This is a genomic window from Xanthomonas sp. NCPPB 4467 (assembly GCF_041475665.2).
In the GTDB taxonomy this organism is placed as follows: Bacteria; Pseudomonadota; Gammaproteobacteria; order Xanthomonadales; family Xanthomonadaceae; genus Xanthomonas; species Xanthomonas dyei.
On sequence record NZ_CM191260.1, the window covers coordinates 4,217,062 to 4,234,120 of the forward strand.

At 60.8% G+C, this 17,059-nt stretch carries 12 protein-coding genes; 6 read left to right on the forward strand and 6 right to left on the reverse strand.

What is annotated here, in order from left to right:
• Positions 1-128: 128 nt before the first annotated feature.
• On the reverse strand, positions 129-2,438 hold the full coding sequence (locus ACCQ06_RS18330) for an NADP-dependent malic enzyme (RefSeq protein WP_104615336.1): 2,310 nt from the start codon (positions 2,436-2,438) through the stop codon (positions 129-131).
• A gap of 198 nt (positions 2,439-2,636) precedes the next feature.
• Positions 2,637-4,010: a dicarboxylate/amino acid:cation symporter gene (locus tag ACCQ06_RS18335; RefSeq protein ID WP_104615337.1), complete on the reverse strand. Its 1,374-nt coding sequence runs from the start codon at positions 4,008-4,010 to the stop codon at positions 2,637-2,639.
• Between the two features lie 285 nt (positions 4,011-4,295).
• Here ACCQ06_RS18335 and ACCQ06_RS18340 point away from each other — a divergent pair, with 285 nt between their 5' ends.
• The 3 genes from ACCQ06_RS18340 (at position 4,296) to ACCQ06_RS18350 (ending at position 9,787) form a co-directional block, all read left to right on the forward strand.
• Positions 4,296-5,468 carry an OprO/OprP family phosphate-selective porin gene (locus ACCQ06_RS18340; protein WP_316688636.1) on the forward strand — a complete coding sequence of 391 codons (1,173 nt, stop codon included), beginning with the start codon at positions 4,296-4,298 and terminating at the stop codon, positions 5,466-5,468.
• A 205-nt stretch (positions 5,469-5,673) separates the two neighbouring features.
• On the forward strand, positions 5,674-8,325 hold the full coding sequence (locus ACCQ06_RS18345; RefSeq protein ID WP_316688638.1) for a hybrid sensor histidine kinase/response regulator: 2,652 nt from the start codon (positions 5,674-5,676) through the stop codon (positions 8,323-8,325).
• Between the two features lie 391 nt (positions 8,326-8,716).
• Entirely contained in the window at positions 8,717-9,787 is a 1,071-nt protein-coding gene (locus ACCQ06_RS18350) for an aldo/keto reductase (RefSeq protein WP_316688640.1), read from the forward strand.
• Between the two features lie 222 nt (positions 9,788-10,009).
• On the opposite strand, the gene ACCQ06_RS18355 is transcribed toward ACCQ06_RS18350, so the two are convergent.
• Positions 10,010-10,990, reverse strand: a complete 981-nt coding sequence (locus ACCQ06_RS18355) for an IS5 family transposase (protein WP_316688643.1) — start codon at positions 10,988-10,990, stop codon at positions 10,010-10,012.
• 356 nt (positions 10,991-11,346) lie between these two features.
• On the opposite strand from ACCQ06_RS18355, the gene ACCQ06_RS18360 reads away from it, so the two are divergent.
• From ACCQ06_RS18360 to ACCQ06_RS18370, 3 genes are all read left to right on the forward strand, one after another.
• Positions 11,347-13,161, forward strand: coding sequence for a protein adenylyltransferase SelO family protein (locus tag ACCQ06_RS18360; RefSeq protein WP_372364406.1), 1,815 nt, complete (start codon positions 11,347-11,349; stop codon positions 13,159-13,161).
• Entirely contained in the window at positions 13,151-13,582 is a 432-nt protein-coding gene (locus ACCQ06_RS18365) for a toxin-activating lysine-acyltransferase (RefSeq protein WP_316688646.1), read from the forward strand. Before ACCQ06_RS18360 ends, ACCQ06_RS18365 begins: the two co-directional genes overlap by 11 nt.
• A gap of 62 nt (positions 13,583-13,644) precedes the next feature.
• Positions 13,645-14,922, forward strand: a complete 1,278-nt coding sequence (locus ACCQ06_RS18370; RefSeq protein ID WP_316688648.1) for an MFS transporter — start codon at positions 13,645-13,647, stop codon at positions 14,920-14,922.
• Positions 14,923-15,071: 149 nt separating this feature from the next.
• Here ACCQ06_RS18370 and ACCQ06_RS18375 read toward each other — a convergent pair whose 3' ends face one another.
• Genes ACCQ06_RS18375 through ACCQ06_RS18385 form a run of 3 tightly spaced genes read right to left on the reverse strand, consistent with a single transcriptional unit; the run spans position 15,072 to position 17,055 of the window.
• On the reverse strand, positions 15,072-15,689 hold the full coding sequence (locus ACCQ06_RS18375; RefSeq protein WP_316688649.1) for a hypothetical protein: 618 nt from the start codon (positions 15,687-15,689) through the stop codon (positions 15,072-15,074).
• 32 nt (positions 15,690-15,721) lie between these two features.
• Entirely contained in the window at positions 15,722-16,312 is a 591-nt protein-coding gene (locus tag ACCQ06_RS18380; protein WP_316688650.1) for a hypothetical protein, read from the reverse strand.
• An 8-nt stretch (positions 16,313-16,320) separates the two neighbouring features.
• Positions 16,321-17,055 (reverse strand): hypothetical protein, encoded by a 735-nt coding sequence (locus tag ACCQ06_RS18385; protein WP_316688651.1) that lies wholly within the window; start codon positions 17,053-17,055, stop codon positions 16,321-16,323.
• Positions 17,056-17,059: the final 4 nt, after the last annotated feature.

The following is a 17,059-nucleotide window of genomic DNA, read 5'->3' on the forward strand; positions in this document are numbered from 1 at the left end:
CATTGCCTCGTCGGCTGATTGCTAGCACGTCGATAGCCGTCGCCTTGCGGCCGACTACCAACACTCGATCAACCATTGCCCTGTCGATCGAATGCTTACCAGCACAACCCACTCGTTACCGCATCAACTCAAGCGTTGCCCTTCTCAGCCGCCGCTTTTTCCGCATCGCGTTGCCTGCGGATCTGCGCATCCACCGCCGCGATCGCGGTCATGTTCATCACCCGGCGCGAGGTGGCGCTGGTGGTGAGGATGTGCACCGGCTTGGAGATACCCATCAGGATCGGGCCGATCGCTACGCCGTCGGTGAACACGCGCACCAGGTTGTAGGCGATATTGGCCGCTTCCAGATTCGGCAGCACGAACAGGTTGGCGCGGCCCTTCAAGGTGCTGTTGGGCATGATCTGCTTGCGCAGCGCTTCGTCCCAGGCGGTGTCGCCCTGCATTTCGCCGTCGATGTTGAGCTCGGGCTTGCGCTTGAGCAGCGCCTCGCGCACATGGCGCATCTTCAGCGCGTCGCGCGAGTCGTGGCTGCCGAAGTTGGAGTGCGACAGCAGCGCGATGTTGGGCTCGATACCGAACAACTTGAGGCGATAGGCGGCCTGCAGGGTGGCTTCGACCACCTGTTCGACAGTGGGGTCTTCCTGCACGTGCGTGTCCAGGAAGAAGAACACGCCCAGCTGGTTGATCACTCCGGTCATCGCCGAGGTGGAACTCACGCGCGGCTCCAGCGGGATCACGCTGCGGGCGTAGCCCAGCTTCTTGTGGAAGCGCCCCACCACGCCGGACAGCATCGCATCGGCTTCGCCGCGCGCCACCATCACCGCGGCGATCAGGGTCGGGCGTGAGCGCATCAGCTCCTTGGCAGCAGTGACGGTGACGCCGCGACGTTCGGTGAGCGCGTGGTAGTACTGCCAGTATTCGTTGAAGCGAGGGTCGTCGAGAATATTGGTGATCTCGAAGTCCACCCCGGCGGTCAGGCGCAGGCCCATGCGTTCGATACGCGCTTCGATCACGTCCGGGCGGCCGATCAGGATCGGGAAGGCCAGGCCTTCGTCGACCACGTTCTGCACCGCACGCAACACCACTTCTTCTTCGCCTTCGGCATACACCACGCGCTGCTTGTCGGCGCGCGCGCGGTCGTAGACCGGCTTCATCATCAGGCTGGTGCGGTAGACGAACTGGCCGAGCTTGTCGCGGTAGGCTTCCATGTCGGCGATCGGGCGCGTGGCCACGCCCGACTCCATCGCCGCCTGCGCAACCGCCGACGACAGCTCCACCAGTAGACGCGGGTCCAGCGGACGCGGAATCAGATACTCCGGACCGAAGCTCGGGGTCTCGCCGCCATAGGCCGCGCCCAGGTCGGAGGCCTCGCGGCGCGCCATCGCCGCAATCGCCTTGACGCAGGCGATCTTCATCTCTTCGTTGATGCCGGTGGCACCCACGTCCAGTGCGCCGCGGAACAGATACGGGAAACACAGCACGTTGTTGATCTGGTTCGGATAGTCCGAGCGGCCGGTGCCGATGATGCAATCCGGACGCACTGCCTTGGCCGCTTCCGGGGTGATCTCCGGGTTGGGATTGGCCAGCGCGAAGATCACCGGCTGGCGCGCCATCGTGGCGACCATTTCCGGCTTGAGGATGCCGGCCGCCGACAGGCCCAGGAAAATATCCGCACCTTCGACGATTTCGGCCAGGGTGCGCTTGTCGGTATCGCGGGCGTAGCGCTGCTTGTCCGGATCCAGATCGGTGCGGCCGGTGTGGATCACGCCATCGCGGTCCAGCGCCAGAATGTTCTCAGGCTTCAGGCCCAGCGAGACCAGCATGTTGACGCAGGAAATACCGGCCGCGCCCATGCCGGTGGTGGCCAGCTTGACCTCTTCGATCTTCTTGCCGGTGACCACCAGCGCGTTGAGCACCGCGGCGCCAACGATGATCGCGGTGCCGTGCTGGTCGTCATGGAACACCGGGATGTTCATGCGCTCGCGCAGCTTGCGCTCGACGATGAAGCACTCCGGCGCCTTGATGTCTTCCAGGTTGATGCCGCCGAAGGTCGGCTCCAGGCTGGCGATGATGTCCACCAGCTTGTCCGGGTCGTTCTCGTTGATTTCGATGTCGAACACATCGATGCCAGCGAACTTCTGGAACAGCACGCCCTTGCCTTCCATCACCGGCTTGGACGCCAGCGGGCCGATGTTGCCAAGGCCCAGCACGGCGGTGCCGTTGGTGATGACCGCCACCAGATTGCCGCGCGCGGTGAGTTCGCTGGCCTGGGTGGGTTCTTCGACGATCGCCTCACAGGCGAAGGCCACGCCCGGCGAATACGCCAGCGACAGATCGCGCTGGGTCAGCATCGGCTTGGTCGCGGTGACCTTGATCTTGCCGGCCGGCTGCTGGCGGTGATAGTCGAGGGCGGCCTGTTTGAAGTCGTCGTTGGACATCGGCTGTGTGAGTCTCGAAGGCGCAGGAGAGCTGAATTCTACCCTCCTGCCTGAACAAGGGCCTGTCGCGCAGCTGTCAGCGCGGCAGGGAGATTGCATGCTGCGGCGCGTCTTGCGCTGCGGCCGCGCTTGCGGTCAACGCAGAACGGCCCTGCATCCCGCCGGCATGACCGACGGAATACAGGGCCGTAGGAAACATCAGCGCAGGCTGGCCGGCGCGGTGCCCGGCTGTCCGACCGGCGCCTGCAGCGGCGGCTCGCCGCCATCCAGCGCCAGCTTCAGCTGGTCGCGGTCCAGCGCATTTTCCCAGCGCGACACCACCACCGTGGCCACTGCATTGCCGATGAAGTTGGTCAGCGAGCGGCACTCGCTCATGAAGCGGTCCACGCCCAGGATCAGCGCCATGCCGGCCACCGGCACTTCCGGCACCACGGCCAAGGTGGCGGCCAGGGTGATGAAGCCGGCACCGGTGACGCCAGCCGCGCCCTTGGAGCTGAGCATCGCCACCGCCAGCAACGCGATCTGATGACCGAGGGTCAGCTCGGTGTTGGTGGCCTGGGCAATGAACAGCGCCGCCAGGGTCATGTAGATGTTGGTGCCGTCCAGATTGAACGAATAGCCGGTCGGCACCACCAGGCCCACCACCGACTTCTCGCAGCCGGCCTTCTCCATCTTTTCCATCAGCGACGGCAACGCCGACTCCGACGAGGAGGTGCCCAGCACCAGCAGCAACTCGGCCTTGAGGTAGCGGATCAGCTTGAGCACCGAAAAACCGCACAGACGACACACCAGACCCAGGATCACCAGCACGAACAACAGCGAGGTCAGGTAAAACGAGCCCACCAGCCAGGCCAGGTTGACCAGCGATTCCACCCCGTACTTGCCGATGGTGAAGGCGATCGCGCCGAACGCACCGAGCGGCGCGGCGCGCATCAGGATGTGCACCAGCTTGAACACCGGCGCGATCAGCGCTTCCAGAAAGTGCAACACCGGCTTGCCGCGCTCGCCCACCAGCGCCAGCGAGACGCCGAACAGCACGGCCACGAACAGCACCTGCAGGATGTTGGGCCCGGCCAGCTTGCCGTTGACGACCTGGTCGCCGGTGAAGGCGCCGATCAGCGAGTTGGGAATGATGTCCATCAGGAACCCGACCAGGGTCAGGTCGTGCGACTTCTCGACATAACTCTTGACCGCGCTCTGGTCCAGATCGGCCGGATTGATGTTCATGCCGGCGCCGGGCTGCACCACGTGCGCCACGATCAGGCCCACCACCAGTGCCAGCGTGGAGAAGAACAGGAAGTAGACCATCGCCTTGCCGAACACTCGGCCCACCGTCTTGAGGTGGGTCATGCCGGCAATGCCGGTGACGATGGTCAGGAAGATCACCGGGGCGATGATCATCTTCACCAGCTTGATGAAGGCGTCGCCCAGCGGCTTGAGGCTTTCGGCGAAAGCCGGCTCGAAGTGGCCCAACAGGGCGCCGAGGACGATGGCCACCACCACCTGGAAATACAGCTGGCGGTAGAAGGGCACGGGCGCCGGCACCGGGCCGGCAGGCTTGCTGATGTGCATGACACCACTCCGAGGGAACTGGAGGGTGCCTGAGCAGGCACCCGGTGCAGGCATTCTGGGCGCACGTCACAGGCCGGGCCGATAACCCATTGGTACTACGCACTGTCGGTGAGCTGAACCTCGCCTTACACTTCAGCCGCGCCGCCACCGGCCGTTAATTCCATTTAACGCAGACACCGACGTTTCTGTGCCGTCGCCGCCCGGACCTGCGCGCTTGCTGAAGCTGTTCACCGCGACCGCCATGGCAGGACGCCCGACCCCTTTCATTGCCGAAGACCATTCCCTATGCGCCTCAATCTGCTTGTTCTGGCGTTGGCTATCGCCATCGTCCCCGCCGCTGCCAATGCAGCCACCTCGATCGAAAACTGGCCGACCAAGTACACCTTCGGTGACGGCACCGAGCTGGGCCTGACCGGCAACTACGCCTACGACGACAACAACTTCTCCGGCGACGACCGCCTGGAAGACCGCAATGATTTCCGCCGCAAGGAATTCGGCGCCACCATCAAGAAGAAAGGCGTCTACGACGCCATGGTGTATTTCGACTTCGAAGCCAAGCTGTGGCTGGACGTGTTCTATCGCTTCGAGACCAAGGCGCTGCTGGGCCAGGATTACGGCCGCGTGCGTATGGGCTACATGAAGGTGCCGGTGGGTCTGGAAGCGGTGCAGAGTTCGCGTGCGGGCAGCTTCATGGAGCTGGGCCTGCCGGTGCAGGCCGTGTTCCAGGGCCGCCGGACCGGCGTGGAATGGACCCTGGAGCGTCCGCAGTACCTCCTGCAGGCCGGCGCGTATGGCGGCAAGGATCTGCAGGGCGACAACCCGGGCACCACCCAAGCCGTGCATGCGGCATGGACCCCGTTCAAGGCCGAAGGCGACGTGCTGCACCTGGGCATCGCCGGCTCGGTCGAAAACCCGCGCGGTTTCAGCGACGGCCGCGGCGTGTCCTTCAGCCCGCGCGTGCGCCTGCGTGCCCGCCCGGAAGCCGGCCTGACCGATGTGCGCCTGATCGACACCGGCACCATTCTCGACGTGGACCACGTGATCCGCACCGGCCTGGAAGCGGTCTGGATCCATGGCCCGTTCTCGCTGCAGAGCGAAGCGCTGCGTGCCGAAGTGGCGCGTAATGCCGGCCAGCCGCACTTCATTGCCCAGGGCCAGTACGTGTACGGCACCTGGTCGCTGACCGGCGAGTCGCGCAGCTATGCCGGCGGCGTGCCGGGCAACATCAAGCCTGCACACGACTACGGCGCCGTCGAACTGACCGCCCGCTACAGCCGCCTGAATCTGGAAGACAACAACGTCCACGGCGGCCGTCAGCACGACACCACCATCGGCGCCAACTGGTACCTCACCAGCCACTTCAAGTTCCAGGCCAACTACAGCTGGGTGGATTCCTCGCGCAACGGCGTGCATGAAACCCCGCATGTGATGGAGCTGCGCGCGCAGGTGCAGTTCTAAGCATCGCTGACGCAATCCAGCGCGCGGGCAATGCACAGCCACACGCTGGTGTGATTCACGGGCTGCTGTCGTCTTAGACGGCAGCCGATGTTCCGATACGGCCGCATCCTGTCACGGGTGCGGCCGTTGTCGTTTGGGCGCGCGTGTCTGTCGCGCGATCGAGCGATGGCTGCGCGTGCGGGAGCAGAACGCCATACTTGACGGCATGTATGCCTCGCAACGCCGCCGTCTGCTGCTCACCCTGGTCATCGTGCTGGGCGGGATGGTCGTGGCCATGCTGGCGGCCGGGCACTTTGTCGAACAGAACGCACTGCGCGAAGAAAGCGCCACCGTGCACCGTCAGCTGCGCCTGTATGCGCAGGCGCTGCAACAACGCATCGACCGTTATCGCACGCTGCCGCAGATTCTGGCGCTGGACCCGGAGCTGCGCGCAGCGGTCGCCGGCCCGTTGTCGCCGGCACAGGTGCAGCAACTCAATCGCAAACTCGAACGTGCCAACAATGTCACCCAGTCGTCCACGCTAACGCTGATCGACCGCAGCGGCATTGCGCTGGCGGCCAGCAACTGGCGCGCGGTGCGCAGCAATGTCGGTGTGGATTACGCCTTCCGCCCGTATTACCAGCAGGCGCTGGCCACCGGCAGCGGCAGTTTTTACGGCATCGGCATGACCACCAGCGAGCCGGGCTATTTCCTGTCGCAGGCCATCGTCGATGCTGCCGGTCAGGTGCAGGGCGTGGTGGTGATCAAGATCGCGCTGGCCGCACTGGAGCGCGAATGGCTGCAAACGCCGGATATCGTGCTGGCCTCGGATGCGCATGGCGTGGTGTTTCTGGCCAGCCGCGCCAGCTGGCGCTACCGCATGCTGGCGCCGCTCACCCCGCGCGACCGCACCGAGTTGCAGAGCACCCGCCAGTACGCCAATCAGGGGCTGCTGCCGCTGCGCCGGCGCTTGATCGAACAGACCGGCAACGGCGGTGTGCTGGCCGAGGTGCGCGACCCGCCACTGGCCGCGCCAGTGCTGTGGCAGACGCTGGAAGTTCCCGAAAGCGGCTGGCGCCTGCATCTACTGCACGACACCCGCGCCAGCGCCGCGGCCGGGCGCGCGGCGGCCATCGCTGCGGCCGGTGCGTGGCTGGCGCTGGCGTTGCTATGGTTGTTCGTGCAGCAGCGCCGGCGGCTGTCGGCGCTGCGTCAGCGCAGCCGGCATGAGCTGGAAACCCTGCTGCAACAACATGCCGAAGAACTGCGCACCGCCCAGGACGGCGTGGTCACCGCCGCGCAGCAATCCAACGCCGGCCTAAGCCGCAGCCTGGAACATCTGCCACAAGGCGTGGTGGTGATCGACGAGGCGCTCAATCTGGTGGCATGGAATTCGCGCTATGTGGAGTTGTTCCGCTTCCCGCCGGAGTTGCTCAAGATCGGCCGGCCGATCGAAGACCTATTCCGCTTCAATGCCCGCCGCGGGCTGCTGGGGCCGGGGCCGATCGAGGCGGCCATCGAGCGGCGACTCAAGCATCTGCGCAGCGGCAAACCGCACATGCGCGAAAGCGAGAAGGAAGACGGCACGGTTCTGGAAATCCGCGGCAACCCGCTGCCCGATGGCGGGTTCGTCACCAGCTACGCCGACATCACCAGCTACAAGAACGCCGCGCGCGAACTGCGCTCGCTGGCCGATGCACTGGAACATCGCGTGGCCGAGCGCACCCGCGATCTGGCCGCCGCCAAACGCGAGGCCGAAAGCGCCAACCGCTACAAGACCCGCTTTGTCGCCTCCGCCGTGCACGACCTGCTGCAGCCGCTCAATGCCGCGCGCATGTTCGTGTCGGTGTTGCGCGGGCAGGTGCGCGAGCCCGGCAGTGCACGCGTGGTCGACAACATCGACGGCGCACTCGCCGCGCAGGACGCCATCCTCAACAGCCTGCTCGACATCTCGCGTCTGGAAGCCGGCAGCCTGAAGACGCAGGTGCGCGACTTCGCACTGGCACCCTTGCTGGAAACGCTGGCGCGCGAGTTCGGCATCCTGGCCGAAGATCGCGGCCTGGTGCTGGAGTGGGTACCGACATCGGTGGTGGTGTTGAGCGACGCAACCCTGCTGCGCCGCATCCTGCAGAATTTTTTGTCCAACGCGATCCGCTACACGCCGCGCGGGCGCGTGCTGATCGGCTGCCGTCGGCGCGATGGCTGGCTGCGCATCGAAGTGCATGACCAGGGCCCCGGCATTCCGGATGCCTTGCAGCACGAAATCTTCGAAGAATTCCGCCGTCTGGACGATGGCGTGGCCAACGACCGCGGCGCCGGGCTGGGGCTGGCGATTGTCGAGCGGATCGGCCGTCTGCTGGGCCACCGCATCGGCCTGCATTCAACGCTCGGCAGCGGCAGCGTGTTTTCGGTCAGCGTGCCGATCGGCGAACGCGCCGCCATCGCCACGCAGTTGCCGCCGCCCACCGTCACCGCCACCGCCGAACACGGCAACGACCCCATCCTGCACGGCTGCCGGGTGTGGTGCGTGGACGACGACCCGCGTGTCTGCGAGGCCACCCGCGCCCTGCTGGAACGCTGGGAATGCCGCGTGGATTTTTCCGGCGGCCCGGACGAAGCGCTGGCCAGCGCCAGCGCCGACGACGCACCGGAATTGCTGCTGCTGGATGTGCGCATGGGCGCGCACTACGGCCCGATGCTGCTGCCGCAATTGGTGGGCTGCTGGCAGCGCGAGCCACGCATCATCCTGGTCACCGCCGAGCCCGACCCGGCCCTGCGTGAATATGCACAGGAATTGGGCTGGGGCTTTCTGTCCAAGCCGGTCCGCCCGCCTGCGCTGCGCGCGCTGATGACGCAGATGCTGCTGCGGCGTGGGTGATTCGGTCGCGGGACTCTGGTTTCCGTAGCGAGATCAGCAGCTGCCGATTCGCGTCATCTCGGATCTGCTCTTGCGCATCGAGAACGCGGCGGATGCGGGCGTGATCGTTCACGCGCCGCGCCAGGACAGCGCACATTGAGGTCTCTTTGAGACGCGCGACCACAACGTGCATGCGCGTTAGTACCTTGCGATCGACACGGCAGGCGCACCACACCCATCCAACCGAACGCTGCACGGCCTGCCAGGCATTGCGCCACGCTGCGTCAAGGTGCGGCGCGCACGATCCGGACGATCAGGCAAGGATGCCGGATCACCAGGCTCACGCTGACTCACCGGCCGGCGGCACAGTACGTCGCATGACGCACGACACCACTGCCGGGAGATACAACCCATGAATCAGACACTTTCTCTGGACCACTATCGCCTGCTCGGCCGCTCCGGGCTGCGCGTCTCGCCGCTATCGCTGGGCACCATGACCTTCGGCGAGGAATGGGGCTGGGGCGCGGATGCAGGCGAAGCCAAGCGTATCTTCGATGCCTATGTAGACCGCGGCGGTAATTTCATCGACACCGCGGTCAATTACACCAACGGCGGCTCCGAGCGCATCGTCGGCAGCCTGATCAAGCCGCGTCGCGAGCGCTTTGTGGTGGCGACAAAATTCACCATGGCGCGCGATGCGGACAACATCAATTCCGGCGGCAATCACCGTCTCAACCTGATCCGCTCGGTGGAGACCAGCCTGCGTCAACTCGACACCGATCGCATCGACCTGTTGTATCTGCACGCATGGGACTTCACTACCTCGCCGGACGAAGTGATGCGCGGGCTGGAGCATCTGGTGCAGTCGGGCAAAGTTCTGTACATCGGCATCTGCAACACGCCCGCATGGCGCGTGGCGCAATTGCAGACGCTGGCCGATCTGCGCGGCTGGTCGCCCTTGGTCGCGCTGCAGATCGAATACAGCCTGGTCGAACGCACCGTCGAACATGAGTTGCTACCGATGGCGCGCGAGCTGGGCCTGGGCGTATTGCCGTGGTCGCCACTGGGAGGCGGCATCCTGACCGGCAAGTACAGCCGCGCGGATCTGTCCGACGACAACGCGGCGGATGTGTCCACAAGCCGCAAGGGCGTGATCACCTCGACCGGGCATCTCACTGCGCGCTCGCTGGAGATCGCCGATGTAGTTGGCACGGTGGCCAACGAGTTGGGCGCCTCGCGCGCGCAAGTGGCGCTTGCCTGGACCTTGCGCAATCCGGCGGTCGTTTCGCCGGTAATGGGCGCACGCACGCTGCAACAGGCCGAAGACAACTTCGGCGCGCTGGAGATCGTGTTCAGCGACGACCAGCTGGCGCAGCTGGATCAGGTCAGCGGCCTGGCGCCGATCTTCCCGGAGCGTTTCATCGGCCGGCCGATGGCGCAGCAGCTGATCTACGGCAGGCACGCGCTGCAACTGCGCAGCTGACGCAAAGGAGCACCACATGACCAGACCATCCGCCATCGTGGTGTACTGCTTGTCTTCGTTGCGTCTTTCATTGCCTGTGTCGAGGTGAATGCCTCGGGATCCATTAAGGAAGGTCTGAACAACGAGGCCTAAGAGGGCAGAATGTCCGCATCGTTCCGGAGAGTCGCGTTTGGATCTTCGGAGTTTCGCCATTTTTGGCGCTTTCCGTGGGAATTCCACGGATCACAGGCGCACGCCCCCCATCGCAGGCAGTAACTGCTTTCGCTTCATCCACAGGTTTGACAGCGCAAACAAGGTCAGCACGTGTGCCGTGTTCTTGGCCAGGCCGCGATAGCGGACCTTGGTGTAGCCGAACTGGCGCTTGATCACCCGGAATGGATGCTCCACCTTCGCGCGCACGCTGGCCTTGACGTGTTCCCAACGCTGTGCCCGAGCACGCTCGCGCTTGTTGCCGATGGCGTGGATCGTCCAGGGCCTGGCGGCGATGAAGAATGCAGCGTCGCAGTCCTGCAGTTCGCCGCGTTTGTCCGCGCCGGTGTAGCCGCTGTCGCCGAACACGCTGTCTTCTTTGCCATGCAGCAACGTGTGCATCACCGTGACATCGGCGACATTGGCCGCTGTGCAATGGACGTGGTGCACCAACCCTGAAAACTCATCCACGCCGATGTGCGCCTTCATCCCGAAATACCACTGATTGCCCTTCCTGGTCTGATGCATCTCAGGATCGCGTGCATGGTCGGCATTCTTGGTCGAGCTGGGTGCAGCGATCAGGGTCGCATCGACGATCGTGCCGGAGCGCAGGCTCTGGCCCTTGCGCGCCAGATGCGCGTTGACCGCTTCCAGCATCCGTGCGGCAAGGCCATGGGTCTCCAGCAGGCGCCGAAAGTTGAGAATCGTGGTCTCGTCGGGAATGTCGTCCAACCCACCGAGCTGAGCAAAGCGCCGCAAGGTCGGAATCTCGTGCAGCGCTTCTTCCATCGCCGGATCGCTCAACGCATACCACTGCTGCAGCAGATGAATCCGCAACATCGTCGCCAGTGCGTACGGCTGCCGACCTGGCCGTCCCGACACCGGGTAGTGTGCACCGATCAGACCGAGCAATTGCTGCCACGGAACGACCTGCTCCATCTCGGCCAGAAAGATCTCGCGCCGGGTCTGCTTGCGCTTGCCCAGGCCCTCAGCGTCGCCGAACGTCAGTTGCATGGATGATTCCTCAACACGAGGCGGGTAGTGTCGCGCATCTGCCGTGCTTTGTTCAGAGGTTCCTTAAACGCTAACGCGACAGCCACATGATGTAGCCGTGCAACATGCGCATCGTCGATACTGCGGGTGCATACCTAGACTTTGGCGATAGCGGAAACTTTAAATATGCTGCATTCGCCTGGCGTGGTCTGGATCATCCACGACTCCGGTAGACAGCCGAAGCAGCGTCTCAGCGACAACGTCCCTGCCGACCGGAAAACCCGGGACACCTGGAGACCGAGTTCATCGAGGGTTGCTAGCATCAGCGGCGGAGTTTCAACGTAAAATCGCGACAGCCGCAAAAAGAAGTAGGAAAGATGCCAAATACACGCTGGCACATGGATGATGGGAGGAGCTCGCAACTATTGAACCTCGCCTGTGTGAGCACAGCGATGCTCGTACCCTTTCCGGTTGGTAGGCTACCAGACGCTTCTTTGCTCTGGCTCAACGAGCGCTGGTTTCATGACTTAGGCATGGCTATCCACGAAGAGCCAACTCGGGCACGTGTCTCAGCTTCCTTACTTGAACGCTTCGCCGTGACCTCCCTCCCAACTCACTGCGTTGCCGGCAGCTTCGGCGGACAAACGCTGGGCGCTGATCGGTATGGTGGGAGCGGTGGGGCAATCCACGGCGGGAGTGGGCGCTGCGGCTCCGATGGCACGCTCATTGCTAAAGGAACCGGCCCCACGCCACTGGTCTCCGAAGCCCACGATTGGTCACACTCGCATGGCTGTCTTTATCTCTACGATGCCATTCGCGAGGCAGTCGCTAGCGAGATCCTCAATGCAGAGCTCCCACACGGCGTAGTCCCCATCGTTGCCATCATTGATGCCGGCTTTTCCCTAGCGCGTACCGATGCAGACGAACCGGAGCGTTGTGCCATTCTGATCAGGCCCGCCTTCCTGCGCTTGGCGCATTTCGAGCGCAGCCTTTATTTCGGAACATCAGGCAGCTCAGGCAGTGATCAATTTCAAGATAGCTTGCGCGTCAGAGATGCCGTCCACTTTGCCGAAGAACAAGCACAACACGATGCCGGTCATTCCAATGGCCTAGGCTTTGACCTGTCTCAGCTCTATCTGCGCCTTGCCGAGCAGATTGCCGCAAGTCGCGCGCATCGCCTCTGGACTGGGCGCCCGACAAGCGACAACATCACATCGAACGCGCAGTTCCTGGATTTCGGCGGCTTCCGCGCAGTTCCCAGCTGGAAGTATGGCACCGATGGACATGGTCACTTCTTCGGCAATGAAATGCGCGATGTCCGTCACTCACTTCCATCACTTGCCTACTTCTTCAAGAAGTATTCCCGCTTCGACAAGGCAATTTCCGACATCGACCAGCTGCTCACCCAGATTGAGCAGCATATGGAAGCTGCATTTCTCAATCACTGTGCAGAAGCCTGTGCCTTACCTGAGTCAAGCCCGGAGACGGCCCATTTCAAAGACCTCCTTGCGCGCTACTACCGCGAACAACAGCGCATTGACTATGCATTTGATCAACCCACAAAGCACACTGAACGTCACGATTGGCTCTTCGATCACATCAGAGGCAAAGCAACCTCTGAGTCCCAGATTGGTGAAGAGATCACAGCGCTCCTGCGCGCACTTCCAAGTACGGTCCTTCATCTTTGTGCGGCCAACCGCTGGCTGAGACCACGACCTCGCCTTTCCTATCGCGTCTCCAAGCACCGGGCGATCAAGCTAGTACGGTCGATCCTTGCCGATCAGTCGTCGGGACCCGAGCGGCTCTCGGCCTTTATCGCAACCGAAGTCGCGGTCTCGCGGCGTATTTGGAAAGGCCTACCGTCGCACTGGCTTGTCCTAGGCTACGCAAGCGATCAAGTGTCCACCGCCTTGTATTTCTTTGATACGCAGCGCATGGCCTATGCCGTCCAGCTGGCGGGGCCGCGCGTGCATGGGGGAACGCTGGTCTTCGGTGCCGAAGTTGCAGATAAGACACTCGGCATCACCAGTTCTGGCCATGAAACCGTCGTGCTTGTCGACTGCGACCCCACCAGCTACCTGAGAGGTCTAAGCTTGAACGGGCATGCATCGATTCCTGCCGCACTGCTCACCTTCCCAGACGCTGCCGTTGCAGCGCAGACATTTAGCTCAACCACCGCCCATGCAACCTAATGCCGTTGATGCACAGGCGCTTGGCCTGGCGATGCAACTCCTGTTCAAGACTGACCGCAAGAAGTTCAGTATCGCAGCGGCTTATGTGTGGCTATGGCCTGCAATTCGCCTAGGCCAGCTCGTCACGATCGAGGACGACGATGGGGTATGGACCGGCTACGCTTTATGGGCTTATCTGACGCCTGAAACCGCCAGTCATTTGGTTCTGCAAGATCCCCCGTTCTTGCCGATTAGCGACTGGAACGAAGGTGATCAACTCTGGATCTTGGATTTCGTGGCTATGCCAGGGCATCGCCGACGCCTGGCGAGAGCACTCCGGCACCGCTTGCGTCCTCACTTCAAGCAAGCGCATCGCTTGGTGCGAGATAAGACCGGCGCTATGCTGGGAGCCAAGGCTTACACAATTCGCAAAGACGGCTGAGGAAGACACGTTGCTTCCTTGATACGAATGGACGAACCGAAGCGACAAGGCAGTTGCAGCCCATGCACGAAGTGACATCAAGGCCGACCAAGGCCTGGACTGGATTTTTGTTGCTGGGTTTCGGCTCTGGTTTGCCTTATCCGCTGATCGGCAGCACCCTAGGCTATTGGCTCAGCGAAAAGTCGCTTTCGATCGCAGTCATCGGTGCCTTGGCTTGGACCGTACTTCCCTACTCCCTCAAATTCCTATGGGCCCGCCATCTCGACCAACGTCGTGCGCCGGTCGTTGGAAGCACCATGTCGCACCGTCAAGGATGGATTGTCTTGTCTTCGGTCATGGTCGCCTTCTCTCTCCTGGGCCTTGTCCTGAGCGTCGTCTCCGGGAGCCTTCCGCTGATTGCACTGAGCTGCATCGCAGCCGCCTTTGGCGGTGCGACGCTGGATGCCTCAGTCGATGCGTTTCGCATCGAACAAGAGGCAGTGCACCAGCAGCCAGCCAAACTCCTCACGGCCTATCAATTTGGCTACCGCATTGCTCTGCTGTTGAGCGACGGTCTGGTGTTCTTGCTCGCAGCGCGGCTGTCCTGGCAAGTTGCTTATGCACTTCTGCTTCCCCTGATGTTGGTGCCTATCTGCGGAACGCTCTTTCTGCGATCTGCCCCCGATGGCGTCCTCACCACAGGTCGCATGAGTGCGGAGAAGCAGGGGGCTCTGTTGGTGTCGCTTCGACCCTCCACGCTCCGAGGATGGATTGCAGTGGTCGTCTTCATCGGCTGCTATCGCCTACCGGACATTCTTCTGGGTCCCATGATCAATCCCTTTTTCTATGCCCTTGGCATCGGGAAAAGTATGGTCGGATCCCTGCACATCTGGCTTGGGATCCCAGCAGCCTTTGTCGGAATTTTGGCTGCAGGCACAAGCTTGAAACGCATGTGCCTGAGTACGACCATCCTTGTCGGAGCAGCGCTCCAAGCCCTTGCCCTCCTCGTTCTTGCATTGCTTTCGTCGAACGAGCGGTCTGCTGAACTGCTTTGGGCTAGCGTAATTCTTCAAAACCTTGCCAGTAGCTATACCGGCATAGCCCTGGTTGCTTACATGTCAAAGCTGGTCACGCTTGGACGAGCAGGTGAGCACTACGCTTGGCTAACCAGCTTCTACTCCATCTTCGGCAGGGTGCTTGCCGGCTTTTCAGGCCTTGCAGTGGCTTATCTCACCACGCTCCATGGACAAAGCCAGGGCTATGGCACGTTTTTCATTGGCATCTGCCTGACGTGCGTGCCCGCCCTCCTCGTCTACTTGCTCATCATTCGGAATAACTTGAAGGAGCGACCAGAGCCGTAAGTGCCATCACGCTGTTGCCTTGCAATGATCTTGGGTTGTTCACGAGAACGTGTAACGCCTGAGCACATTTATCTCACGCGGACCCTATTAGTAGTCCAGCTTAGCACTAGCCAATTAGACAACTAATTGGCTAGTGGCAGCGAACCTCATCAGTTTCGACTTCTCGTGAGACCAAGCAAGCACTTGCCCTTCGAACTCGCCTTTAGATACACCGACGTTTCACCAAGATTGGTTTTATAGAAGATATCCTTACTAATGTTGGCGATTGGCTCATGGGGATTTGGGGGCAAGATATATGGAGTAAGCGCAAACTTTTTCTTTATCTTAGACACCTCATAACAGCGCCCCGGGGCCAACTCCATATATGCGAAGCCCACTCCTTTATCGAGTTCAGGCGGAACCCTAAATTCAACAAAGGCGATTTCATATTGATCTAGCGTCCTGAGCGCACTTGAACGGAAAGCAATATTCAAAGACCGACTCGAACTCACTTGGTGAAAATCGCGAAACCAAAATTCCCGAAAAAATTCAAAGTTTTTAGGTTTTTCGGAATTATAAAATTCATCAACAACCTCATCAAAGCTTACTAACGAATTCTCAGCTTCAGCATATGCGCAAACCGCGATCGCAATAACTAACGCGTTTATAGAAGCCAATCTCACACCCATAAAACCAACCACCCTAGCAACTAAACGCCAACAAAAGTTGCCGGCATAATTATTTATAAAAATGGCGATCGACTCAATGCACCAGATTGCATCGGTCAACCACAAAATGATTGACCGATGCAAGGTGAAGACTAGCTTCCTATATGTTTGCTCGAAGTAGAAGAGCTGTCAGTCGACTTCGTGGAGACACTAAATCCAGAAATACAAGGCGACGTGACGTCCGTGGTTGACACATAAATTTTATACGGCCCTTTGGTCAACGTCGCCGGTTGCGTCCAAGCCGCACCCTTTATCACTGATCGGGGTTCACGAATGCTTTCAATGAAGCCATACTTCTTCACAATATCGTCGTATTTTTCACACCCTGGGATTTTTTTGTCAGCGTAAATGGCTGCCAACGCAGCTATTTTCCATACCTGAGAGCCTGCGTCACTACGATGAGCTCCGAAGCTCAATGCAGTCACTTGAGATTTCGGGTCATCTAAAGAGACCCGGTAGTGGCGACGAAGGGGTTCATCCCTTGTAATCTCGACCTTAGCCATATCAACTCCAATCAGTTTCTCAACTTGAGGCTGCTCGACATCAACGCCAGAGCTGAACAACGATATTAAGTTTCTGATTTTTTTATCGGAGCCAAAAGCCCCCCCAAATGCCAGTGCCGGCATTAAAAACATAGCGATTAAAATGACCAATGGAAGAGGACGGCCGAGATAAAATCTCATAATTTCACCTATTTTTTATTTGAATTGTAAACATATTCGTAGTATTGCTTCACAGTTTGGCCACCACCATGGTCCTGATTACCATACCACTCTGCTATCTTGGCGGTCGCCTGTTCCGTCGTTAGCGTGGTGCCGATTTGGTTATAAATGCTAGTCAGATCAGCTGGATACTGGGTAATACTAGTTGCCTCAACCTGCTTGACAAAATTTAATTCAAACATGACTGAGCCCGCTTCATTGTTGAGCCATGCGTTGACATATTGCTCCTGAGTTGGGTTTGTCGTGCCGTAAGTTACAGTATTATAGACATGATAAAGCTCATGACTTAGTACGGTTGCGGCTTGGAGGGAGGTGCCTTTAAGGTCATCATCCAGATAGATATTTCCCGCATCGACCTCGCCTTTGACTACTCCGAGGTCTTTAAATTCCACGTCGGCGCCGCTTGCTATATATTTTGAGAGCAAGCTCTTCACATCTTCGCTTTTATTCAGATATGCGTCTGCCCCCGCACCGAGCCCACTCACCAGAGGTGGCGGAGGAGTTGGTGCACCACCACCTCCCCCCGGGGGTGTTATTGGTCCCGGCTGCTCAACGGGTGGTGAAGGAGGAATAGTCGGAGGTGGACTTGTAGGCGGGTTGACAACAATTGGTGGAATCTCCGTGGGAGGTTCGCTTGGATCAACATCCGCAGCAGCAGCCGCGCCTGCCACTAAGAATAGCTCTTCGTTTGTTAGTTCTCTCATTACA